Annotated in this window: 14 protein-coding genes, 2 rRNA genes and 1 other RNA gene; 16 read left to right on the plus strand and 1 reads right to left on the minus strand. The window is 42.4% G+C overall.

What is annotated here, in order from left to right; translation table 11 throughout:
• The 15 genes from PHC85_00005 to PHC85_00075 form a co-directional block, all read left to right on the plus strand.
• Positions 1-389 (plus strand): 23S ribosomal RNA (locus tag PHC85_00005); the annotation flags it as partial.
• A 53-nt stretch (positions 390-442) separates the two neighbouring features.
• Positions 443-548: ribosomal RNA gene (rrf, locus tag PHC85_00010) — 5S ribosomal RNA — on the plus strand.
• An 82-nt stretch (positions 549-630) separates the two neighbouring features.
• Positions 631-1,398 (plus strand): hypothetical protein, encoded by a 768-nt coding sequence (locus tag PHC85_00015; protein MDD5032497.1) that lies wholly within the window; start codon positions 631-633, stop codon positions 1,396-1,398.
• A 15-nt stretch (positions 1,399-1,413) separates the two neighbouring features.
• The gene (locus PHC85_00020; GenBank protein ID MDD5032498.1) at positions 1,414-2,541 is read left to right on the plus strand and encodes an FtsW/RodA/SpoVE family cell cycle protein; all 1,128 of its coding nucleotides are present in this window, start codon (positions 1,414-1,416) and stop codon (positions 2,539-2,541) included.
• 44 nt (positions 2,542-2,585) lie between these two features.
• The gene (locus PHC85_00025) at positions 2,586-2,837 is read left to right on the plus strand and encodes a hypothetical protein (protein MDD5032499.1); all 252 of its coding nucleotides are present in this window, start codon (positions 2,586-2,588) and stop codon (positions 2,835-2,837) included.
• An 82-nt stretch (positions 2,838-2,919) separates the two neighbouring features.
• Positions 2,920-4,257, plus strand: a complete 1,338-nt coding sequence (secD, locus tag PHC85_00030; GenBank protein MDD5032500.1) for a protein translocase subunit SecD — start codon at positions 2,920-2,922, stop codon at positions 4,255-4,257.
• Between the two features lie 14 nt (positions 4,258-4,271).
• Positions 4,272-5,162, plus strand: coding sequence for a protein translocase subunit SecF (gene secF / locus PHC85_00035; protein ID MDD5032501.1), 891 nt, complete (start codon positions 4,272-4,274; stop codon positions 5,160-5,162).
• Between the two features lie 43 nt (positions 5,163-5,205).
• Positions 5,206-5,592: a hypothetical protein gene (locus tag PHC85_00040; protein MDD5032502.1), complete on the plus strand. Its 387-nt coding sequence runs from the start codon at positions 5,206-5,208 to the stop codon at positions 5,590-5,592.
• Between the two features lie 42 nt (positions 5,593-5,634).
• Positions 5,635-6,168 carry an MBL fold metallo-hydrolase gene (locus PHC85_00045; protein MDD5032503.1) on the plus strand — a complete coding sequence of 178 codons (534 nt, stop codon included), beginning with the start codon at positions 5,635-5,637 and terminating at the stop codon, positions 6,166-6,168.
• Positions 6,169-6,186: 18 nt separating this feature from the next.
• Positions 6,187-6,840, plus strand: a complete 654-nt coding sequence (locus PHC85_00050) for an HAD family hydrolase (GenBank protein ID MDD5032504.1) — start codon at positions 6,187-6,189, stop codon at positions 6,838-6,840.
• A gap of 136 nt (positions 6,841-6,976) precedes the next feature.
• Entirely contained in the window at positions 6,977-9,757 is a 2,781-nt protein-coding gene (locus PHC85_00055; protein ID MDD5032505.1) for a hypothetical protein, read from the plus strand.
• 276 nt (positions 9,758-10,033) lie between these two features.
• Positions 10,034-13,207, plus strand: coding sequence for a DNA-directed RNA polymerase subunit beta (locus PHC85_00060; GenBank protein MDD5032506.1), 3,174 nt, complete (start codon positions 10,034-10,036; stop codon positions 13,205-13,207).
• A 10-nt stretch (positions 13,208-13,217) separates the two neighbouring features.
• Positions 13,218-16,922 (plus strand): DNA-directed RNA polymerase subunit beta', encoded by a 3,705-nt coding sequence (gene rpoC, locus PHC85_00065; GenBank protein ID MDD5032507.1) that lies wholly within the window; start codon positions 13,218-13,220, stop codon positions 16,920-16,922.
• Positions 16,923-17,000: 78 nt separating this feature from the next.
• A complete protein-coding gene (gene dnaG, locus PHC85_00070) occupies positions 17,001-18,704 on the plus strand; it encodes a DNA primase (protein ID MDD5032508.1) in 1,704 nt (567 codons plus the stop codon).
• A 32-nt stretch (positions 18,705-18,736) separates the two neighbouring features.
• Positions 18,737-19,363, plus strand: coding sequence for a Type 1 glutamine amidotransferase-like domain-containing protein (locus PHC85_00075; protein MDD5032509.1), 627 nt, complete (start codon positions 18,737-18,739; stop codon positions 19,361-19,363).
• Positions 19,364-19,459: 96 nt separating this feature from the next.
• Here the strand turns inward: PHC85_00075 and rnpB are convergent.
• Positions 19,460-19,847, minus strand: an RNA gene (gene rnpB / locus PHC85_00080) — RNase P RNA component class A.
• A 160-nt stretch (positions 19,848-20,007) separates the two neighbouring features.
• Here rnpB and PHC85_00085 point away from each other — a divergent pair.
• On the plus strand, positions 20,008-22,458 hold the full coding sequence (locus PHC85_00085) for a tetratricopeptide repeat protein (GenBank protein MDD5032510.1): 2,451 nt from the start codon (positions 20,008-20,010) through the stop codon (positions 22,456-22,458).
• Position 22,459 lies beyond the last annotated feature (1 nt).

The raw sequence follows: 22,459 nt of genomic DNA on the forward strand, positions 1-22,459 counted from the left end.
GCACCTCGATGTCGGCTCGTCCTATCCTGGGGCTGAAGAAGGTCCCAAGGGTTTGGCTGTTCGCCAATTAAAAGGGCACGCGAGCTGGGTTCAAACCGTCGTGAGACAGGTTGGTCTCCTATCTACTACAGGCGTTGATTCTTGAGAAGATTCTTTCCTAGTACGAGAGGACCGGAAAGACTCGACCTCTGGTGTACCAGCTGTTCCGCCAGGAGCATCGTTGGGTAGCTATGTCGGGTAAGGATAACCGCTGAAAGCATCTAAGCGGGAAGCCCGCTTCGAGATTAGGAATCATGGGTCCGTGGAAGATTACCACGTTGATAGGTTCTAGGTGTAAGCACAGCAATGTGTTTAGCCGAGGAATACTAATAGACCCACGTTATCCTCTCACTTATGCGCAATTCTTTGGTTGAAATACCGGAGAAAAAATCGAAAGCATTATCCTGGTGATTTGCCGGAGAGGCAACACCTGTTCCCATTTCGAACACAGAAGTTAAGCTCTCTAGGGGCGATGGTACTCGCAAGGGGAGAGTAGCTAGTCGCCAGGATAATGCTTTCGATTGATAAAAAAAGAACCGCAAAATTGCGGCTCTTTTTTTATGCCGATAAACATATTATGATTAATGTTATATGGCTATTTTTGAATGGCGCACCCGTAAAAAAATAACACTTTTTTTGATAGCCAGCGCGGTGATCGCCGTTTTCGGTTTTCTGATTTTTTATTTTATAAAAAACGAACCTACTTGCTCTGACGGAAGACAAAATCAGGACGAGGAAAAAATTGATTGCGGCGGCGGTTGTAATCCGTGTGTTGAGAATCCCAAAGACCTGACCATCTTATGGACTCGCGCTTTGGAGACGGGCCAGCCGGGAATTTACGAGGCCGCGTCGCTTGTTGAAAATACGAATTTATTTTACGGTCTTTACCGCCTGAAATACGCTTTTAGACTGTATGATGACAATAATATTCTGGTGGCGGTGAAAGAAGGCGAAACTTACGTCAATCCGGGAGAAAAATTCGTTATATTTTCCGCCGATATAGAAGTAGGCAACAGGAAACCCGTTCGGGCTTTTATGGAAACTGAGTATATTTCGGAATGGAAATATGCCGGCGCGGAAAAAAATTCCCTTGTTGTTTCTTCAAAAAATTTTTCTGGAATTCCTTTTCCTTCGCTTTCCGTAAAACTTTTCAATGAATCGGTTTTTTCCGTAAAAGACGTGGATGCGGCCGCCGTTCTTTATGATGAAAGAGGAAATGTAATGGCCGTAAGCTACACGAAAGTTGATTCTATCCCGGGAGAAGAATATCGCAATGCGGTTTTTACATGGCCCGCTCTTTTTGCCAAAGACCCTTCTTCCAGCGAAATATTTACGCGCGTTAATTTTTCTAAAAAATAAAAATAAGCGACTGCCATGCCGGGACGGCTGATTAAATTTAATGTGGATTGGATTCTTTTTTCGGCGATAGTCCCGCTCCTTCTGGCGGGGCTTGTTACTATGAGGCCTTTTACCGGAGGCGAAGGTTCTTATTTTTTTACGAGGCAAGTCATCTGGATTTTTATAGGCGTTGTTTTATTTTTCGCGTTCAGCCGTGTCGATTGGAGATTTTTGAAAACAAGCGGAGTCCTGCTTTTGCTTTTCGGAATTTCCGCCGCCGTGCTTCTGTTTTTGCTTGCCGTTGGCAAGCTGGTAAGAGGCGCTTCAAGCTGGTTTGATTTGTTTTTTTTCTCCGTTGAGCCGGCAGAGCCAATAAAATTATTTTTAATTCTTCTTCTCGCAAAATATTTCAGCCGGCGGCATATTGAAATAGCCAATTTCAAACATATCGCCGTATCCGGTTTGTATGCCGGAATTTTGGCGTTTTTGGTTTTTCTCCAGCCTGATTTCGGTTCCGCCGCCGTATTTTTTTTCATCTGGTTCGGCATGTCCGTTGTTTCGGGCTTAAGCAAGAAACACCTTCTTCTGGTTTTTTCGGCGGTCGTCTTGGTTTTTCTTGTGAGCTGGATTTTTGTACTGAAACCGTATCAAAAAGAAAGAATATCTACTTTTTTAGACCCTTTGCGCGACCCGCAAGGCTCGGGATATAACGCGTTGCAATCTATGATAGCGGTTGGTTCGGGACAGATTTTGGGCAAGGGGCTTGGATTCGGCACTCAGAGCCGTTTGGAATTTTTGCCGGAATATCGCACTGACTTTATTTTCGCGGCTTTTTCCGAGGAATGGGGTTTTGTCGGCGTGTTTATAATTTTTTTGTGTTTTGGGATTTTGATATGGAGAATTTTGAGAAATGCTTCTTTTGGCCCGACAAATTTTGAACGTCTCTTTGGCGCGGGACTTTCAATTTTTCTGTTTATTCATTTTGTTTTTCACGTGGGGATGAACATAGGCGTCTTGCCCATAACCGGTCTTGGCATGCCGTTTATAAGCTATGGAGGGTCTCAAATGGTAACCGTTTTTGCCGGACTTGGAATTTTGATGGGAATGCGGAAATACTCCCAGCGTCTTCCTCAGGAAGACGCTGGCGTGGAGTTTTTGGGATAGATTAAATAGGGCTTGTTTTTTTCGCCTTTTTGTGATATTGTTTTTTGAGTATCAGATTTCAGGGAAAGGAGGGAAAGATTTTGCCAAAAGATGAAATAATAGCAAATTTGATTTCTTTTCAATTTGGAACTTGGATAGCCGCTGTTTTTGCTTTGATTAAATCCGAAAGCGGCATTATTTTTTGGCTGACTTTCTTGCTGGTTGCCGTGCTTAATGGCGTTGTCGTTGTTTTTATTTTTTGGCGCGTGCATTATCTTGCGTCTTCCAGCCGGAAGAAACAACTTGAGAAAATTTAATAAAAAAAGCCGGGGCGCCCTTGAAACGGCGTCCTTTTTTATTAATATGGACATTCTGTTTTTTTTGATTAAACTATAATCAATGGCAAAAACGAGATTAATCGCCATTTTTATATTGCTTTTCGGGATTGTTGCGGCGTATTTCGCGTCCGCTACTTTTTTGCCCGAGAAATACAAGGGATATATTCCCGAGGTTCCTTTCCGTTTGGGGCTTGATTTACAGGGCGGAGTGCATCTCGTTTATCAAGCCGATACTTCTTCTCTCGCGGGCGGCGAAGTGTCCGAGGCCATGTCCGGTCTTCGCGACGTCATTGAGCGGCGCGTGAATTTTTTCGGAGTGGCGGAACCGATTGTCCAGGTTGAACAGTCCCAGGCGGGCAGCAGGCTTATAGTGGAACTTCCCGGAATTACGAATATTAACGATGCTATAGCGCTTATCGGCGAAACTCCTTTTCTTGAATTTAAAACTCAGCGTCCGCAGGCGGAAACCGACGCGATTTTGGAAACGCAAAAAAACGGGCAGCAATTGACCGAAGACCCGTATTTTATTCCTACCGAACTGAACGGCAGATTTTTGAAAAGAGCCAATTTGGATTTTAACCAGACAACTTACGAGCCTCAAGTTTCGCTTGAGTTTACTCCGGAAGGAGCTGATCTTTTCGCTCAGATAACGAGAGAAAATGTCGGCAAGCCTCTTGCTATTTATCTTGACGGCGCCGCCATAAGTATTCCGAACGTAAACGAAGAAATTACAGGGGGTAAGGCGCAGATAACGGGACAATTTACTTCAGACGAGGCAAAAACTTTGGTAAGAAGGCTTAATTCCGGAGCTTTGCCTGTCGCCATAAAGCTTATTTCTCAGCAACAGGTAGGAGCGACGCTGGGAGGAGAAGTTCTTAAAGACAGTGTTATTGCCGGTCTTGTCGGCGTTTTGGCTGTGGCTTTGCTTTTGCTTTTATCTTATCGATTTTTGGGTTTTGCCGCGGTTTTCGCTTTGGGAATTTATATCGCGGTTGTTTTGAGCATATACAAACTTTTTCCGGTTACCATGACAGCGGCGGGCATTGCCGGTTTTATCCTTTCTATAGGCATGGCCGTTGACGGAAACATTTTGATTTTTGAAAGAATAAGGGAAGAGCTAAAGAAGGGAAAAAATTTTTCCTCGGCTGTTCCCGAAGGATTCAAATTCGCGTGGACTTCCATACGGGATTCAAATACTTCCACTCTTATCACCGCGATAATACTTTTCTGGTTCGGAACGAGCGTTGTAAAAGGTTTTGCCTTAACATTGGGAATTGGAGTGTTCTCAGGTTTGTTTACGTCTTTTACGGTCGTGAGAATCTTTTTGTCGGCGATTAATTTTAGGGGAGAAAACAAACTGGCAAAAATCTTTTTGGGAATTCCGAGCGCGGGGAAATAAAGATAAATATTTTTATGATAAAACGCAGAAAAATTTGGTTTTCGATTTCAATAACGCTTGTTGTCTTAAGTTTAACTTCATTTTTTATTTGGGGATTAAAGCCGGCGATTGATTTTACCGGCGGCTCTATTCTTGAGATAGAGTACAAAGACGCAAGACCCGAAGTTTTAGAAATAAAACAAGCGCTTGATAATTTCGGTTTTAACAATGTTTCCGTCCAGCCGACGGGAGACAGGGGAGTTATTCTAAGGACAAAAGACCTAAACGAAAACGAACATCAGGCGATTCTTGAAGCGGTTAATTTAAGCGGGGCCGAGCAAAAAAGATTTGATTCTATCGGTCCTGTCATAGGAAAAGAGCTTACGGAAAAAGCCATAACTTCAATAATACTGGTCCTTTTGATGATAGTTATTTTCATCGCCTGGTCTTTCAGAAAAGTTTCCAGGCCCGTGGCTTCTTGGAAATATGGAGTTGCGGCAATAATCGCATTGGCTCATGACGTGATAATTCCGGTGGGAGTTTTTTCTTACCTCGGACATTTTTATGGAATTGAAATAGACATACTTTTTGTCACCGCGCTTCTTACAATTCTCGGTTTTTCCGTCCATGATACCATCGTTGTTTTTGACAGAATAAGAGAAAATCTTAAAAAAGGCGTGGGTTCTTCTTTTGAAGAAACGGCTGAACTGAGCTTGAGGCAGGTAGTTGTGCGTTCTCTTAAGACTTCTCTCGCGATTTTTTTGGTAGTTCTTTCTCTTTTTGTATTCGGAGCCGATTCGACAAAATATTTCGCTCTTACCCTTATAATGGGTATGTTTTTCGGCGCCTATTCGTCCATTTTTGTGGCAAGTCCTATCTTGGTAAGCTGGCATAATTTCAGCCTTAGCCGGAAGAAAGGCAGATAAAAAGTTCTTTTTGTTTTTTTGCGCAAATGCTAATATTATTTTGATGTCTAACATCGAGAAGATGCCTATTTCTAAAGAGGGAGGAAATAAAAAAATGATTGAACAAATCATTGAGTCAGCGCAGGTTCAAAAAAATAAAGAAGACCTGCTTAGAGGGAAGAGAACAAGCGAATGGGAAGAAAAAGGAGGAAAAAAAGTTTTTGATTCTGTAACTCAGCGTGTTATTGGAAAGGAAAATCAAGAAAAGGTATCCTTGCATCAAAAATTAAGCGCAATTGATTCGGCAATCGAAAGGATGAAGAAGAATATAAAGGAAATTCCGTCAGAGAGAGAAGAATGGGAAAGCCTTCTTTCTAAGAAAGAAAAAGAGAGAGAGGAGATAATTGCTAGTCTTCGAAAACCGCCGGACCCAAAAAATAGAAGTTTATAAAAAAGCCGCCGCGCCGCACGCCGGCGGTTTTGTTTGTTTTTTATGTTTATAAAAAAAATCATAGTAAGTTCGTATGGAACCAATTGTTATTTTCTTACGGCTGAAAAAACGAATGAAACAATTATCATTGACCCGGGAGACGAGGCCGAAAAGATTTTTGATTTTATTGAAAAAAATTCGTTAATTCCAAAGGCGATAATTTTAACGCATCGTCATATCGACCATATTGGCGCGCTTGAGGAAACAAAAAAGAAGTATAAAATCGGCGCTTTGGATTTGAAAGAGGGAGATAAAGTTAAAATAGGAAATGAAGAAATTGAAGTTATTGAGACGCCGGGGCATACTCCGGACAGCGTCTGTTTTGTCGGCGACAGATTCATAGTTACGGGGGACACCCTTTTTAACGGAAGTATCGGCCGTACCGATTTTAAGGGAGGAAATTTTGACGAAATGAAAAAATCGCTTTTACGGCTTACGGAATACCCCGATGATTTTAAAATTTATCCGGGACACGGCCTGGAAAGTACTATCGGAGAAGAAAAAAAGAATAATCCTTTTATTTCCGATATTTTTTGATAAAATTTTTCTTAGGATATGTTTAAATGCATCCTTTTTGACTGTGATGGGGTTTTGGTAAGCGCCGAGTGGAAGGCGCTTTTCAATGTTTATAAAGCCATAGTAAGAGAATGTACGACTTTGAAGTGGGAAGATTTGTTTAAAGATGTCGAAGAATTTAAAATATGGTGGAGTTCTGATATAGAAAAAAACAGAGTGCGGCTGGGTTTAAAGGACATGAAAAGTGCGTGGAAAATATCTTATGAAATTTACAGGCCCTCTGCAAACAAACTTCAGTGGGTTGATGATTTTTTATCAATTGCGCGCGAAAGATATTTACTGGGAATCGTTACAAACGGACAGCGGCAAATACTTCCCGACTTGCTGGGTGATATATTTTCTCTGTTTTCCGTAGTGATAGGATCGGAAGATATTAAAAATCTTAAACCGAACCCTGAAGCGGTTGATCTTGCTTTGGAAAAGTTGAAGATAAAGCAAACCGAAAAATCTCAGGTGCTTTTAATCGGTGATACTCCCGCGGATATTTTGGCCGGTAAAGCGGCTGGAATAAAAACCGCGGCTGTTGTCTGGGAATGGGGGCTTGGCAAAGAAAGCGATTTTGAAAAAGAAGAAACAAAACCCGATTTTTTCTTTAGAACTCCGGAATGTTTCCGAAAAGCTCTTCTTGAATAAAAATTTACTTCGCGTTTGACATTTTTCCATCGGTTTATTCCGGTGTTTTGACGTTTATATCGCGTCGGTATATCTTTAAAAAAGCTATTTATTCTTTGAAATCAGAATAACACCTAAATGAAAGGAGGTGAGGATCATGTTTTTGTTTCCCTCGGGTGATAACACCAAGCTTAAAAAGCTGCTTTTGGGGGCGCAGATTTCTGCTTTTGCGAAGGATTGGATTTTCTCTAAAATCGATAGCGGCGAATTACCGCGGGTTCTTTCCTGGTTCATGGCTCATGGTCTTGCTTCTGATTCGGAAAGCGCCGTTAAAGCCATTGTGGAAATGTTTGAAGATTTTCGTAAAGAATCGGTTGATTTGAATGCCGATGATTTCAAAAACGGCAGGGCAAAAGAGAAGACACTTACGGAAGTTTTGGGTTTTGAAACGGTAGCGGATAAAAAAGAGTGGAAACCGGGATCTATTTCCTTTGCGAAGTTCGGAACAATAGGGCATAGAATTATCCCTCCTTTTTTAAAGGGAGAAGAATTCTGGCCGGAAATTTGTTTCGCTTCAAACGGGAAGAGAAAACAATTATCGCTTTTTAACGGCCATTCCCAGTTGGAAATTTTTAAAACGCGAAAAACAGGGCGAAACCCGTCTGTTTCTGATGTTGAAAAACTTTGGGAAGAGATGGTTGTGATTTTCAATTTTTACGACGGGTCTTGGCTTAAACAGTATATCGCGCTGTTTCCTTACGCCGAAAAAATGACGGAGTTTCTTTATCCTTTTTTTGGAAAAGAAACTCTTGGCGTTATTGACCGTTCCAGCGCGTATTCTTTTTATTTCTCGATTCTAACCCTTATGACATGGGCTTCTGTTTTAGTCTATGTATCCAAGGGCAATTCGTTTAATCCGTTTTTCTCGGAAATTCCAGTCATTAATTCGGAGCACAAATTTTTACGTCAAAGAATTGACGCTTTGGAATTTTCACCTTTTCTGGACAGTGAAGGGCGTTGCGTTTTTAGTTCGTCGGCGTTTTCGGAAATTGTGAAGTTTTTTCAAAGAAAAAGAAAAAATGGCTCTGTTTCCGTCGGCAAGCTGCTTTTTGCGCTTTCAAGAGTGTATGGCTCGGATGCCTGCAAAAGATTCATTATTAAAGATTTCAAATTCGCGGTTGGAGACGGTGTTGACCCGATGTCTCCGGTTTTAGATTACCGGGATTCTCTGCCTTTGTCGAAACACAGGGAACAGGTTGAATTTTATATCACCATGGCAACCCTTGATTGGCATCTTTGTTCAATGAATTTTGGCGGTTCCCGCAAAAAAATTTCCGAAGTTTGGAGAAACGGGCTGGGTGTGAGAAAGGGCGTTCTTGTTTATTTTTTTCCGAATGTTTTTCCTGTTGTTTATAATATTTCTGTTTCTTTGAAAAAGCAGGAAGAAATATTTAAGGAAAAAGTAGCGGCCGCTTGGAATGAAGCGGAAAATTCCGCTCGGGAGCGTTTCTTTGCCAAACACTTGGTTCAGGGGATAAAAACAGCAGTCCAAAATTCCGGAAATGACAATGGTCTTTTTTTAGGCGCCAAAAAGGGAAGAAAACAATTTCAAATGAGACCGAAAAAAGTCTCCACGGTGAAAGATGTTGCGGAGCAATTTTTGCCGTTTATTCAAAAACGAATGGTCGTTGACAGATTCGGCTTGATTGCCGATACCGGGAAAAAAAGAAAAGACGGCAGCCCGCTTCTTTCGCTGAGTGTGCGTTCGCTTTTTGAGTTGATTGAAAATGGCGCGGTGGCGGCAGGGAAGAGCTTTAATTGGTTTCGTGGCGGAGCTATTTGCTGCGTTCTACATGAAGAGAATGAGCCTTCTTTGCACGTGGCTTTGCCTGGTTCGGGCAGAAAATCAGGATTTTATTGTTTTGGTTGTAAAAAAGGGGGAATTTTGGATTTTTCTAATCTTCCCGAGCCTCTTTCTTACATTAAAGGCGACAGCCAATCCTGGGGCGCTTTCAGAAATCAGTTTAAGGCGACCACAAAAATGGAGATTCCTGAAGGATTACGCAGAATGATGAATCTTGCCCAAGAAATTTTTCAGGAAGATTTCTGGGGGAGTCTTGGAGAGAAGTACATCTGGAAAGAGCGGCATATTAATCCTGATTTGGCGTTTTCTCGCGGAGCGGGTTTTTGTACTGAAAAAGTCATAACAGGCCTTCTTGATTCGGGCTACTCATTTCGGGAACTTGTGGATGCCGGATTTATCGGTCAGTCCATAAGATTAAACAAAAGAAACGATCTTTTTGATCTGTTGGCAAAGAGGGGTATGAGCAACGACAGAATACTCCAAAGTTTTGATGCCGGCAAAGGTCAAACGGGAATTCTGCGTCCTTACTTGTCAATGAAAGGGTATTTAACTTTTCCTTTAAAGACAGCTTCGGGCATAATCAACAATTTTTACGGCAGAAACACGGAATTAAACGGTTCCAAAAGTTTCGCTCACAGAAAATTGTCGGTGCGCGTCAACGGGTGTTCCGTCTTTCACGGAATGTTCAACAGTCAGGTTTTGAATAGCGGGTTTAAAGAAGTTGTCGCGGTTGAAGCGGTTATTTGCGCTCTTACTCTTATTGAAATGGGGATTGAAAGCACTGTTGCCGTTATAGGAGTTGATAACAGGTTTATTATTGAAGAACTGGTTAGAAGCGGAAAAAATATCGGCTTGGGACTGGATGTTGACAATACGGGAGCGCAGGGCACGCTTTCAGTTTTTCCACAAAAACTCGTGGACGCCGGTTTCAATTTTTCTCTCCGTGATTTCACGGCCGATTTCATAAGAGAATTTGGAGCGTCTTCTGTCGGAAACTGGAAAGATTTTAACGATTGGTGGAAAAATTCCGACCGCTACCGATTCAGGGGCATTTTTAAAAACAGATCTTTTTGAAAAGCCGCGAATTTGTAAGACAAATTTCGCGGCTTTTTCATTTCGGCATTATCCTTGACGCGTGCAAGCTCTTCGTGCTAAGTTGATTTAATCGTAATTAATATCCAGACCTCGGGATATCCACAGATTGTGTTCTTGCGAGGCATGCCTTAATAAATATAAAATAAGACTTAAGGTGTTTTCGCACCCGATTTCATAACAAAGCAACACAAAAAACAATAACCCTTTAAACGAATTGACGCGAGGGGCGTTTTTTGTTGCCGTTTTTATTTGTGTATGCAGAGAACTTTACCTAAAAAATATTTTTCTAAATACAAGAAACCATTTGCAGAACCGCCGCACCTCACCGAGCTCCAGATGAATTCTTTCGACCTTTTTGTAAAAGAAGGGCTTAAACATTTATTCAAAGAATTTTCTCCGATAAAAGATTATACCGAAAAAGAATTTGATTTGGAGTTTGTCGATTTTTCAATCGGCGAACCTGTTTACGATGAATATTACGCCAAGGCGAATAACATGTCTTACGAGGCTCCTCTTAAGGTACAACTCCGCCTGAAGAATAAAGTTATAAAAGAAACGAAAGAACAGGAAATTTTTCTCGCCGATTTGCCGATTATGACCGGGCACGGCACTTTCGTAATCAATGGGGTGGAACGCGTTATAGTCTCTCAGCTTGCGCGTTCTTTCGGCGCTTATTTCACTATGAATGTTTTTCGCGGAAGAAAACTTTTCGGCGCCAAGGTTATCCCGAACAGAGGCGGATGGATTGAAATGGAGACCGAATCCGATAATGCCATTTACGCCAGAATTGACAGAAAAAGAAAAATTGCCGCCACTGCGCTTTTAAGGGCCTTTGGCATTGAAACGGACCAGGACATAAAAAATGCTTTTAAACATATAAAGCCGTCCGAGATTGATTATATAAAATCAACTTTGGAAAAAGACGAATCCCATAGCGCCGATGAAGCATATGTGGAACTTTTTAAACGTATCAGGCCCGGCGAATTGGCTACCGCTTCAAATGCCAAAGACCTTATAGATTCCATGTTTAACGAAGCCAGATACGACCTTTCCATTGTGGGCCGGTTTAAATTAAACCAGCGTCTCGGTCTTCCTTTAGATAACGTCAAAAACGAGAAAAAAGTTTTAACCAAAGAAGATTTGGTAAGAATTATTACCGAAATAATAAGAATGAACGAAGATCCTTCGGCAGAACCGGACGATATTGACCATTTAGGTAACAGGCGGATAAGAACTGTCGGTGAAATGCTTCTTGAAAGATTAAGAGTCGGAATGACCAGAATGAAAAAAGCTATTCAGGATAGAATGTCTACAGTCGAAGCGGAAACCGTTACTCCTGTTCAAATTGTAAACGCGAGGCCTTTTTCCGCCGTTGTAAAAGAATTTTTTGCCACAAACCAGCTTTCGCAGTTCATGGGTCAGAAAAATGTTTTGGATGAACTTGAACATTTGCGCCGGCTTTCGGCTTTGGGCCCCGGCGGTCTTACTCGCGAACGCGCCGGCTTTGAAGTCCGCGACGTGCATGCTTCCCATTATGGAAAAATTTGCCCGATAGAAACTCCCGAAGGTCCGAACATCGGTCTTGTCGTTCATCTTGCTTCTTACGCGCGTTTAAATGAATACGGAATTTTGGAATCTCCTTACCGCCGCGTAAAGAACGGAAAGATAACGGAAGAAATAGTTTATCTGGACGCCTTTGAAGAAAGCAAATACAACATAGCGCATGCCGGAGTTTCTTATGACGAAAACGGACGGCTTACCGATAAACAAGTTGAAGCGAGAGCGAAGCTTGAGCCTGGGCTTGTGCCGAGCGAGGATATACATTTTATAGACGTTTCCCATCAGCAGGGTTTTAGCGTTGCGACTTCGCTCATTCCTTTTCTTGAACATGACGATGCAAACCGCGCGCTTATGGGTTCGAACATGCAAAGACAGGGAGTTCCTTGCATAAATCCCGAAGCTCCGCTTGTTGGAACAGGTTGGGAGGAAACCGCGGCGCATGACAGCGGACGGCTTATTTTCGCGTCTTCAGCCGGTACCGTTAAAAATGTTGACGCTGAAAAAATAGTAATAAAAGAAAAAGCAGGAGGAGAAAAAACTTACAAGATGGTAAATTTTTTGCGTTCAAACGATTTCACGGCGATAGACCAGAGGCCGATTGTTGATGTGGGGCAGGAGGTTAAGGCAGGGCAGGTTCTTGCTGACACGAGCTCAACCCAAAACGGACAGCTGGCGTTGGGTAAAAATCTTTTGGTCGCTTTTCTCTCATGGGGCGGAGCGAACTTTGAAGATGCTATCATCATCTCCGAAAAACTCGTTATGGAAGATATTTTCTCTTCCATACATATAGAAGAATTTTCCGTAAAAGTCCGCGACACCAAGCTTGGCCCGGAAATAACCACTTACGATATTCCGAACGTTGGTGAAGATAAGCTAAAAGATTTGGACGAAGAAGGAATCGTGCGTATAGGAGCGGAAGTGAGAGCCGGAGACATACTTGTCGGTAAAATTTCTCCAAAAGGCGAAGTTGAACTTACTCCGGAAGAACGGCTTTTGAGGGCGATTTTCGGAGAGAAAGCAAGGGAAGTCAAAGATACTTCTTTGCGTCTTGAACACGGGAAACGCGGCAGAATTATCGGCGTAAAAGTTTTCTCGCGCGACAAAGGCGATAAATTGGAAACAGGAGTTATAAAAGAAGTGAGAGTTGAGGTGGCGCAGCTTAGAAAAGTATCTGTTGGTGATAAGCTGGCAGGCAGACACGGGAACAAAGGAGTCATTTCCAAAGTTCTTCCCGTTGAAGACATGCCGTATCTTGAAGACGGAACTCCGGTTGATATTATATTAAATCCGCTCGGTGTTGCTTCTCGTATGAACATCGGACAGATTTTGGAAACTCATCTTGGCTGGGCTGCCGAAAAACTTGGCTATCAGGCAATAACCCCTCCTTTTGCCGGGGTTACCGAAGAAGAAATAAAAGCCGAACTTAAAGCCGCCGGACTTCCGGAAAACGGCAAAGTTGAGCTTTTTGACGGAAGAACGGGAGAAACATTCGAACAGAAAGTCACTGTGGGGATGATATACATGCTTAAGCTGAGCCACATGGTTGAAGATAAAATGCACATGAGATCCGTCGGACCGTACTCTCTTATCACTCAGCAGCCGCTTGGAGGCAAAGCGCAAGGAGGAGGCCAGAGGTTTGGCGAAATGGAAGTATGGGCCCTTGAAGGATACGGGGCGGCTTATACTTTGCAGGAAATGATAACCATAAAATCCGACGATGTGCTTGGCCGCACCGGAGTTTTTGACGCCATAGTGAGAGGAGAGAGTTTCAGGCATCCGAATATTCCGGCTTCTTTCCACGTTTTGGTAAACGAACTTAAAGGTCTGGGGCTTAACGTGATTCTGGAAAAGAACGACGGAGTGGAATAAAAGTAAACATATGAATACCAAAACCACCGATTTTAAATCCATCTTTTTGAAACTCGCTTCTCCCGAGGACATTTTGTCATGGTCTTTCGGCGAAGTGACGAAAGGAGAAACTATAAATTATCGCACCCAGCGTCCGGAACGCGACGGTCTTTTTGACGAACGCATTTTCGGTCCGGAAAAAGATTATGAATGTTATTGCGGAAAATACAGGAGAGTCAGATACAAAGGAGTTATTTGTGAAAAATGCGGAGTTGAAGTGACACGTTCTATAGTGAGAAGGGAAAGAATGGGGCATATTGCGCTTGCCGCTCCTGTCGCGCACATTTGGTTTTTAAGAGGAATCCCTTCAAGAATAGGCCTTATGCTGGATATTTCGGTTTCCGAACTTGAAAAAGTCATTTATTTTGCCGGATACATAATAACTAAGGTAAATGAAGAAGCAAAGAAAGAAGTTTTTGAAGCGATAGAAAAAGAATTTAAGATAAAAAGTAAAAAAATCGCGACCCCCGAAGAAAAGAAAAAATTGAAAGACGCCCTTTCGGCCGCGAAAAAAGAAATAGAAAGCATTGCTCCTCTTCGCGTAATTGACGAATTGGATTACAGACGCTTGAGCTTGAAATATGGAGAACTTTTTGAAGCAGGTTCGGGTGCTGAAACTTTTTATTCCGTCTGCAAAAATTTGAATCTTGAAGATTTGGCGAAAAAATACGAACTCGCGTATGAAAATGCCACTCCTCAAAACAAGAAAAAAGTAGCAAGGCAAGTCGGTTTCATAAATTCAATGATAGCATCCAAGATAAGACCCGAGTGGATGTTTATGACTGTTCTTCCGGTGATACCTCCGGCTTTAAGGCCGATGGTCCAGCTCGACGGAGGAAGACACGCGACCTCCGATGTAAATGATTTATACAGAAGGGTGTTAAACAGGAACAATCGTCTAAAACGGCTTTTGGAAATAAACGCTCCGGACGTTATCGTAAAAAACGAAAAAAGAATGCTGCAGGAAGCGGTGGATTCTCTTATAGATAATTCCATAAGAAGAGGTCAACAAACAGCCGCTTTGAGCCAGGCGCAAAAAAGGCCCCTTAGGTCTCTTTCGGACATGCTCCGCGGGAAGCAGGGCAGGTTCAGACAAAATCTTTTGGGTAAGCGCGTTGATTATTCGGGACGCTCGGTTATTGTTGTCGGTCCTAATCTTAAGATGGACCAGTGCGGAATGCCGAAGCAGATGGCGCTTGAACTTTTCAGACCCTTCGTCATTTCTCAGCTTATAAAACGAGAGCTTGCCTACAATATTCGTGGCGCGAACAGGCTCATAGACGAAAAAACCGATGAAGTGTGGGAGATTTTGGAAAATGTGATTAAAGACAAATATGTCTTGCTTAACCGCGCTCCGACTTTGCATCGTCTTGGAATCCAGGCTTTCAAACCTATTCTGATAGATGGAGAAGCTATACAAATACATCCGCTGGTATGTTCGGCTTTTAACGCGGACTTCGACGGCGACCAGATGGCGGTTCATGTTCCTTTAAGCGAAGAAGCGCAGGAAGAAGCGAGGGAAATAATGGCTTCCACAAAAAATCTTTTAATCCCGAGAACGGGAGATCCTGTCGTTAATCCTTCCCAGGACATAGTGCTCGGCTGCTTTTTTATGACAAGAATAAGAAAAGGCGCCAAGGGTGAAGGAAAATATTTTTCAAGCCCGAACGAGGCTATTTTGGCTTACGATTTCGGAGAAGTGGAGCTTCAGGCGCTTGTAAAAGTTTTGCCTACCTCCACAAAAAAATACGAAATTTTCAAAGGAGAAATGATAGACACTACGGTAGGCAGGCTGCTTTTTAACAGCTTTTTGCCGAGTGAACTTTCTTTTATAAATGATGAATTCGGTAAAAAACGCCTAGCTAAAATTGTTGATGAAATTATCAGGTTTTACGGAGTGGACGCTACGCCTCCTATTTTGGACAAGATAAAAGAATTCGGCTATACATATTCTACCAAGTCCGGAATTTCATGGGGCATGGATGATGTGAAAGAGCCGGAGAAAAAACACGAAATTATAGAAGAAGCCGAAATCAAACACCAGGAAATTTATGAACATTTCAATAACGGGCTTTTGACGGAAGACGAGAGATACATTAAATCTATCGGCATTTGGCAGGAGGCGAAAAATAAAGTTGACGATTTGGTTCCTTCCGGCCTTGACCAGTTCGGTCCTGTCTATAGCATGGTTTCTTCGGCCGCCAGAGGTTCTTGGGGGCAGATAAACCAGATGGCGGGAATGAAAGGTCTTGTAGCGAACCCGTCAGGAAAAATTATAGATTTTCCGATAATTTCTTCTTACAAGAAGGGGTTGAATGTTTTGGAATATTTTATTTCAACGCACGGCGCGAGAAAAGGAACCGCTGACACGGCTTTGAAAACCGCGAAAGCAGGCTATCTTACCCGCCGTCTTGTTGATGTGGCGCAGGACGTTATTATCACCGAAGAGGATTGCGGCGATAAAAAAGGATTGACCATAAAACGCGATATCGCCACTGACGGTTCTTTTGAGGAAGAAATCGCGTCAAGAATAAAAGGCAGAATTTTATTGAAAGATATTTCTATTGAAGATAAAGAAGGAAAAGGAAAGAAAATTTTTAAAGCCGGCGACATGCTTTCTTCAAGAGACGCCGAACAGATTGATAAAGCCGGAGTTAGCGAAGTGCGCGTGAGGTCGCCTCTTTCTTGCGAAACGCAATGGGGCATTTGCAGAAAATGTTATGGGCTTGATCTTGGAAGAAACGAACTTATAAAAATCGGCGAAGCTGCCGGAATCATCGCGGCGCAGGCGGTTGGCGAACCTGGAACCCAGCTTACAATGAGGACCTTCCATGAGGGAGGCGTAGCCAAAAAAGGCGGAGATATCACTTTGGGTCTTCCCCGTGTTGAAGAACTTTTTGAAGCCAGAACTCCGTCTAATCCTGCGGTTATCACCGAATACAGCGGAGATGTTTTGGAAATCAAAGAAGCGGACAGCTCTTCCGGAGAAAAAACTGTCGTTGTTTTACCGGAAGCTTCCGAGATAAAAGCGAAAAAGGCAAAATCAGAAAAGCCGGAAAAAACCGAAGTTGAAGAATATGTTATTCCTTTTGGAAAAAGAATCATAGTGAAGAAAGGAGCCAAGGTTAAAGCCGGGGACCCTCTTACCGACGGTCCTATCGATATCAAGGTCCTTTTCAAAATCGCGGGCAAGGAAGCCGCTGAAAATTATATTTTGAAGCAAGTCGGCAAAGTTTATGATATTCAGGGAGTTTCCATACACGATAAGCATTTGGAAATTATCGTAAGACAGATGTTTTCAAGATATAAAGTAAAAAGTTCGGGAGACACGCCCCTTAACAAAGGACAGCTTGTCGAAAGAACCATACTCCTCGAGGAAAATAAAAAAGCGAGAGAAAAAGGAGGGGAAGAAGCGGGCGCTTCAATAACACTTATGGGCGTTAGCAAAGTTTCGCTTTCCACTTCAAGTTTTCTGTCAGCCGCGTCTTTCCAAGACACCGCTCGTGTGCTCATAAAAACATCAACCGAAGGAGGCCGCGATAAATTGCGCGGTTTGAAGGAGAACGTCATCATAGGCCATCTTATTCCTGCCGGAACCGGTATCAGAAAAGATTTAAAATGTTTGGAACGTTTTAACAATATGCCGCCGGCAGAATCAAGAGAAGAAGAATATTAAAAAAATAACCCCCCCCATTCCGCTAAAGCGGAACGGGGGGTTTTGCTTTTTACGGCTTGCGGGGATAAACTGAAGCCAATGAGTTCGTCAGTTGAACAAATAAAACAGCGGCTTAACGTGGTGGATGTCGTCGGATCGTACGTAAAGCTCATAAAAGCCGGAGCCAATTACAAAGCCGTTTGCCCGTTTCATTCGGAAAAAAGCCCGTCTTTTTTCGTATCGCCGTCGCGCGATACATGGCATTGTTTCGGATGCAACAAGGGCGGCGATATTTTTGAATTTGTAAAACAAATAGAAGGCGTTGAATTTGTGGAGGCGCTTAAAATTTTGGCGGACAGGGCGGGAGTGGTTTTGGCGCGCGAAAATCCGGAAGCAAGAAACGAAAGAACTCGGCTTTTGGAACTTATGTCCGACGCGGGTGATTTTTATAAAAGGTGCCTACTGCAGAACCCGGATGTTTTTAATTATCTTAGAAAACGCGGGCTCTCGGAAGAGACGATAAAAAATTTCAATATCGGATTCGCTCCGGCGGAAGAAACCGGCTGGAGGCATCTTTTAAATTTTCTAAAAGAAAAAGGGTATTCGGTTTCTGAAATGGAAAAAACCGGAATGGCTGTCAAGAAAACGGTAAGCGATTATTATGACCGTTTTCGCGGTCGGATTATGTTTCCGTTAAAAGATTTTTCCGGCAGAGTTGTCGGATTTTCTGGCAGAATTTTTGCTTCGCCCTCCGTATCCTTGGCGAAGGAGGGGACGGAAAAAGCTAAATACATAAATACTCCGCAGACGATTTTATACGACAAGTCAAAAATTTTATACGGATTTGACAGCGCCAAACTCGAAATAGGGAAAAAAGATTTTTGCGTTCTTGTGGAAGGCCAGATGGACGTGATTATGTCCCAGCAAGCCGGAGTTTTAAATACCGTTGCCGTTTCGGGGACGGCATTGACTGAAAATCATCTTTTGACATTAGGCCGTCTTACGAAAAAACTTGTAATGGCTTTTGACAGCGACGAGGCCGGAATAAAAGCGTCAAAAAGAAGCGTTGATATGGCTTTGTCTGCTGGATTTGAGGTAAGGGCAGTGGCGATAACGGGAGGCAAGGACCCTGCTGACATGGTTTTGGAAAACCCGGAAAATTGGGTTAAAGCGGTTGGCGAGTCCACGCACATTATAAATTTTTATCTCGATGTTTTAAAAGAAAAATACGGAGACGGGCGGGAGTATAAAATAGAAGCCGCAAAAAATATTTTGCCCTATGTTGTTTCCATGCAAAGCGAAGTTGAAAAAAGTCATTGGATTACGGAAATCGCGAAAAGAATCGGAGCGCGCGAAGATTCGGTTTATGAGGATTTCAAAAAAATACGGCTTGAAAAAAGGCTGGGTTCTTCGCAGGATACTTCTCTAAATTTTCCGGTTCAGCCGATAAAAAAGCGCCTGGAACTTTTGGCGGAAAGAGTTGGCGGAATTATTTTATGGAAAAAGGACAAAACGCTTTTCCCGGAAGAGGTAATGAAAGAAGCGGAAAAAATGCTTGAATCGTTTGATAAAAATTCTAAAAACAGAATCGCGATTGAAGCGGAACTTTATTATTCCGGTTCGGATAAATTGGACGATGAAATAACGGAGCTCGTAAAAGACTTTAAAAAAGAATCGGTAAAAACGCGGCTTGAGGCGTTAGCCGAAGAAGTTTGCAGCTACGAAAACTGCGGCGACACGGCGAACCTGTCTTCCAAAATGGAGGAGTTCCAGAAGTTGTCAAAAGAATTAGGAGGGATTTGATTTCGGATATGAGAAATTAGCAAAATAAATTTATGAAATTATTTCTTGCGTCATCGTTTGACAAGACAGTGGAGATTTTTCTTAAAAAGCTGGGGAAAAACCCGGGAGGGTTAAAAGTGCTTTTTGTTGCGAATGCCGCTGACACTTACGACGATAAATTTTGGGTTGAATTAGACAAAAAGGCCTTTGAAAAAGCCGGTTTCCATGTTGAGCCGATTGATTTGAGAAAGTTAGACAAGGAAGAGCTTAAAAAATTTTTAAATAACGCCGATATTTTTCATGTTTGCGGCGGCAGCGTGTTGTATCTTTTGAATTTGCTTCGGCAAAGGGAACTAGTTGAAATTATCCGCGATTTTATAAGAAACGGGAAGATGATTTATACCGGCACCAGCGCCGGTTCAATGATTGCGGCTTCAGACTTATCGCTTTCAAAATACGATGAAGAGGAGCAAAAATTCGTTTTCGAAACCTCGGACTATTCTGGTTTGGATTTGGTTAATTTTTATATTATCCCGCACTGCCAAAATCATGAATTTTTGCCAAGTACGGAAAATATGATTAAGCATTTGCCGGATAACAAAAATCCAATTTTGATGCTGAACGATAATCAGGCGGTTTGGGTAAAAGATGAAAATTTTGAAATTTTATCTTCTGTGTAGATACAAATATATTGATGTAAGCGACCGCGTACAGTTATATATTTGATAGTTTTTCTTAAACACAAAAAATTCGGGGAAATATCCTCGAATTTTTTGATGGTTCCGCGGCCTATAAGCCGAATTCTGTCCTCGCCTTGCGGCGATGTATGACTATTTATCTGGCGCGCATATTACTATGCGGCTCAAGCGGCACTTCCTTCGACCATGCTCAGGATTAATCTTGAGTTTATCGAAAGATACGGCCTTGCACTCTGGTAAGGATTTAGCCGTTTCATTTCCGCTTTTTTATCACTATGGCGGAATTAAGCCGACTAGCTTGTGATTGGGCTTTCCGCGATTCTTTCGAATCGGGACGTTTCTGTTCGCACCTCTCGTGTTGCCACGGCAGGCGGTTAGCCTGTACCTTTTTATCTGTCCAAAGGACTCGATAGTGTTCGGACTTTCCTCCCCAACGTAACGTCGGGGCAGTCATCCGGCCACGGAACCATTATTATTCTATCATGATTATTTGATTATGTAAATGCAGGATAATTAAGTATTTATCCCCTGGTTTAATTTTGATTTCCTCTTTTTTTCGCATATTATTAGAAATAATAGGGAATTAAAGGCGATTCTTTAACTTTTAATATCTAAAAATTGCAAAAATGAGAAAGAAAATAATAAATGAAGAAGAAACCAGCGTGCTTTCTCAAGAAGACACGGCTGTTTCTCAAATTAATACAGAGCCGTCGGTTTCCGTGGAAGAAAAAAGTTTTTTTTCTTTCACTTCCGTAAAATGGGAGTCGGTGTCAAAGTACGCCCTTATGGCGTTGGCGTTTCTTCTGCCTTTTTGGTTTTCATCCGCAGGTGTTTTTACTTTGTCCGTATCAAAATCGCTCCTGATTTTCTCTTTGGTTTTGGTTTCGGCGGTTTTTTATCTTATTCATGTTTTACAGGAGGGATCCATAATTTACCCTAAAAATATTCTTTTTTTGGCGCTTTGCGGGGTCCTCGCGGCAACGCTTGTGTCATCTTTTTTTTCCGGAATTTTTTCCGTCTCTTTTTTCGGATACGGCGGAGAGATAAATACTTTTTCTTTTCTCCTTGCCGCTTCAGTGGCGCTTTTCTTGGTCTCTTCTATTTTTAAGACCGAAAAAGACGCTTTAATCTTTCTTTTTCTTTTCGTCTTTTCATCGGTAATCGTATTTGCTTCGCAAGTTGTACGTTTTTTTTCCGGTATGGATTTTTTCGGTGTTTTACCGGATAAAACAAGCTCTCTTGTTGGTTCATGGAACGAATTTTCCGTGTTCTCCGGTTTTGCCGCGCTCTTAGCCGTTCTCTTTTTGGAATTTTTTAAAGACAAAATGGCGCGGATGAATAGCGGCAAGGTATGGTTTTGTTTTCTTTACGCGATTTTGGGCTTTTCTTTTATCTCTCTTTTCTTTGTCAATTTCGGGCAGACATGGGTGGTTTTGGCGGTTTTTCTTTTGACGCTTTTTGTTTATCTTTTTTCGATATCTTTCCGTCAGAAAAAAGGATTCGCGGCATTGCCGATAATTTTGTTTTTAGTTTGTTTGTTCCTCATTTTGGCCAGAACTACTCTTGTGAGCGATGTGGTCAGCAAAGTAGGCCTTTCTTACATTGAAATAAGGCCTTCGTGGTCGGCGACACTGAAAGTCTCCGAAGACGTCATGTCGTCCGGCGTTAAAAATTTGATATTAGGTTCGGGTCCGAACACTTTTTCTTACGACTGGTTAAAATTCAAGCCGCTTGATGTCAACCAGACCATGTTTTGGAATTTGAACTTTCAAAATTCAACCGGTTTTATTCCTACTTTTGCCGCAGCCGGAGGAATTTTGGGCATATTGTCTTGGGCGGTTTTTCTTGTTTTGTTTATTTATTACGGCTTGAAGTCTGTGAATTATTCCATGGGTGACAGCGGCAGCAGGATCGTTTTTATTTGTTTTCTTGCCGCCGCCTATCTGTGGGTTTTTTGTTTGACCTATATTCCCGGACCCGTTATTTTAATGATGACTTTTTTGGTGACGGGATTATTTTTGGCGATGTTCGCCAGAAATTCGGAGAATGTTTTGAAAAAATTCGTTTTTGCCGACGGCGGCAGCATCGCTTTTGTTTCGGCCATGCTTGTCGTTCTTTTTCTTATCGCCGGCGTCGCTTCTTTTTATCTTCTGTACCAGAAATATTGGTCAATCTACTCTTACGGGAAAGGAGTTAATGTTTTTAATTCCAGCGGAGATTTGGATGAAGCGCAGAGGTTGATTGCCGTTGCCACTAGGTTTGACAGCCAAGACAGATATTACAGAACGTTAAGCGAGATAAATCTTGCGAGACTTGGCGTGATTATCAATCAGGCGCTTACACCGGAAGAAGGGCGAATTCAGTTTCAGAATAACCTGGCTTCCGCGATACAAAACGCGCAAACCGCCATTGATATAGATTCGGAAAATCCGTCCAACTGGATGTCTCTTGGGAGGGTTTATGGAAGTATTTTGCCTTTTCAAATACCGGGGTCCAAAGATTTTGCCATTGATTCTTACAAAAAAGCCGCGCAAAAAGCGCCGACAGATCCTCAGCCGTTTCTGGCTTTGGCTCAGGTTGAAATTGATTCCGGAGGTTCTTTTGGTTCCGCAAGGGGATATTTGGCTTCTTCTTTAAGGCTTAAAGCGAATTATACTCCGGCGTTATATCTGCTCGCGCGCGTCGCGGCTCAGGAAGGGAATATTGACGAAGCGATAACTCAAACGCAAACAGCTTTACTTACGTCTCCGAACGATGTTGGCATTCTTTTCCAGCTGGGGCTTTTGCAGTATCAGAAAAAGGATTATGAAAATGCCGTCATCTCTTTGGAAAGAGTGGTTTCTCTTAGCCCTAATTACGCGAACGCCATGTACTTTTTGGGCTTGTCTTATGAAAAAACAGATAGAATTCAGGATGCGATAACCCAATTTAAAAAAATAAGCGAACTGAATCCCGATAACGAAGAAGTTAAAACAATTTTATCAAATTTGCGCTCCGGCAAACCGGCTTTATCGGAAGTTTCTCCTCCTGCTCCTGCGCCGGAAGAAAGAGAGAAGCCTCCTTTGAAAGAAGAATAAC

The organism is Candidatus Paceibacterota bacterium (assembly GCA_028711505.1).
Classification (GTDB): domain Bacteria; phylum Patescibacteriota; class Minisyncoccia; order JAHISW01; family Tagabacteraceae; genus JAQTSC01.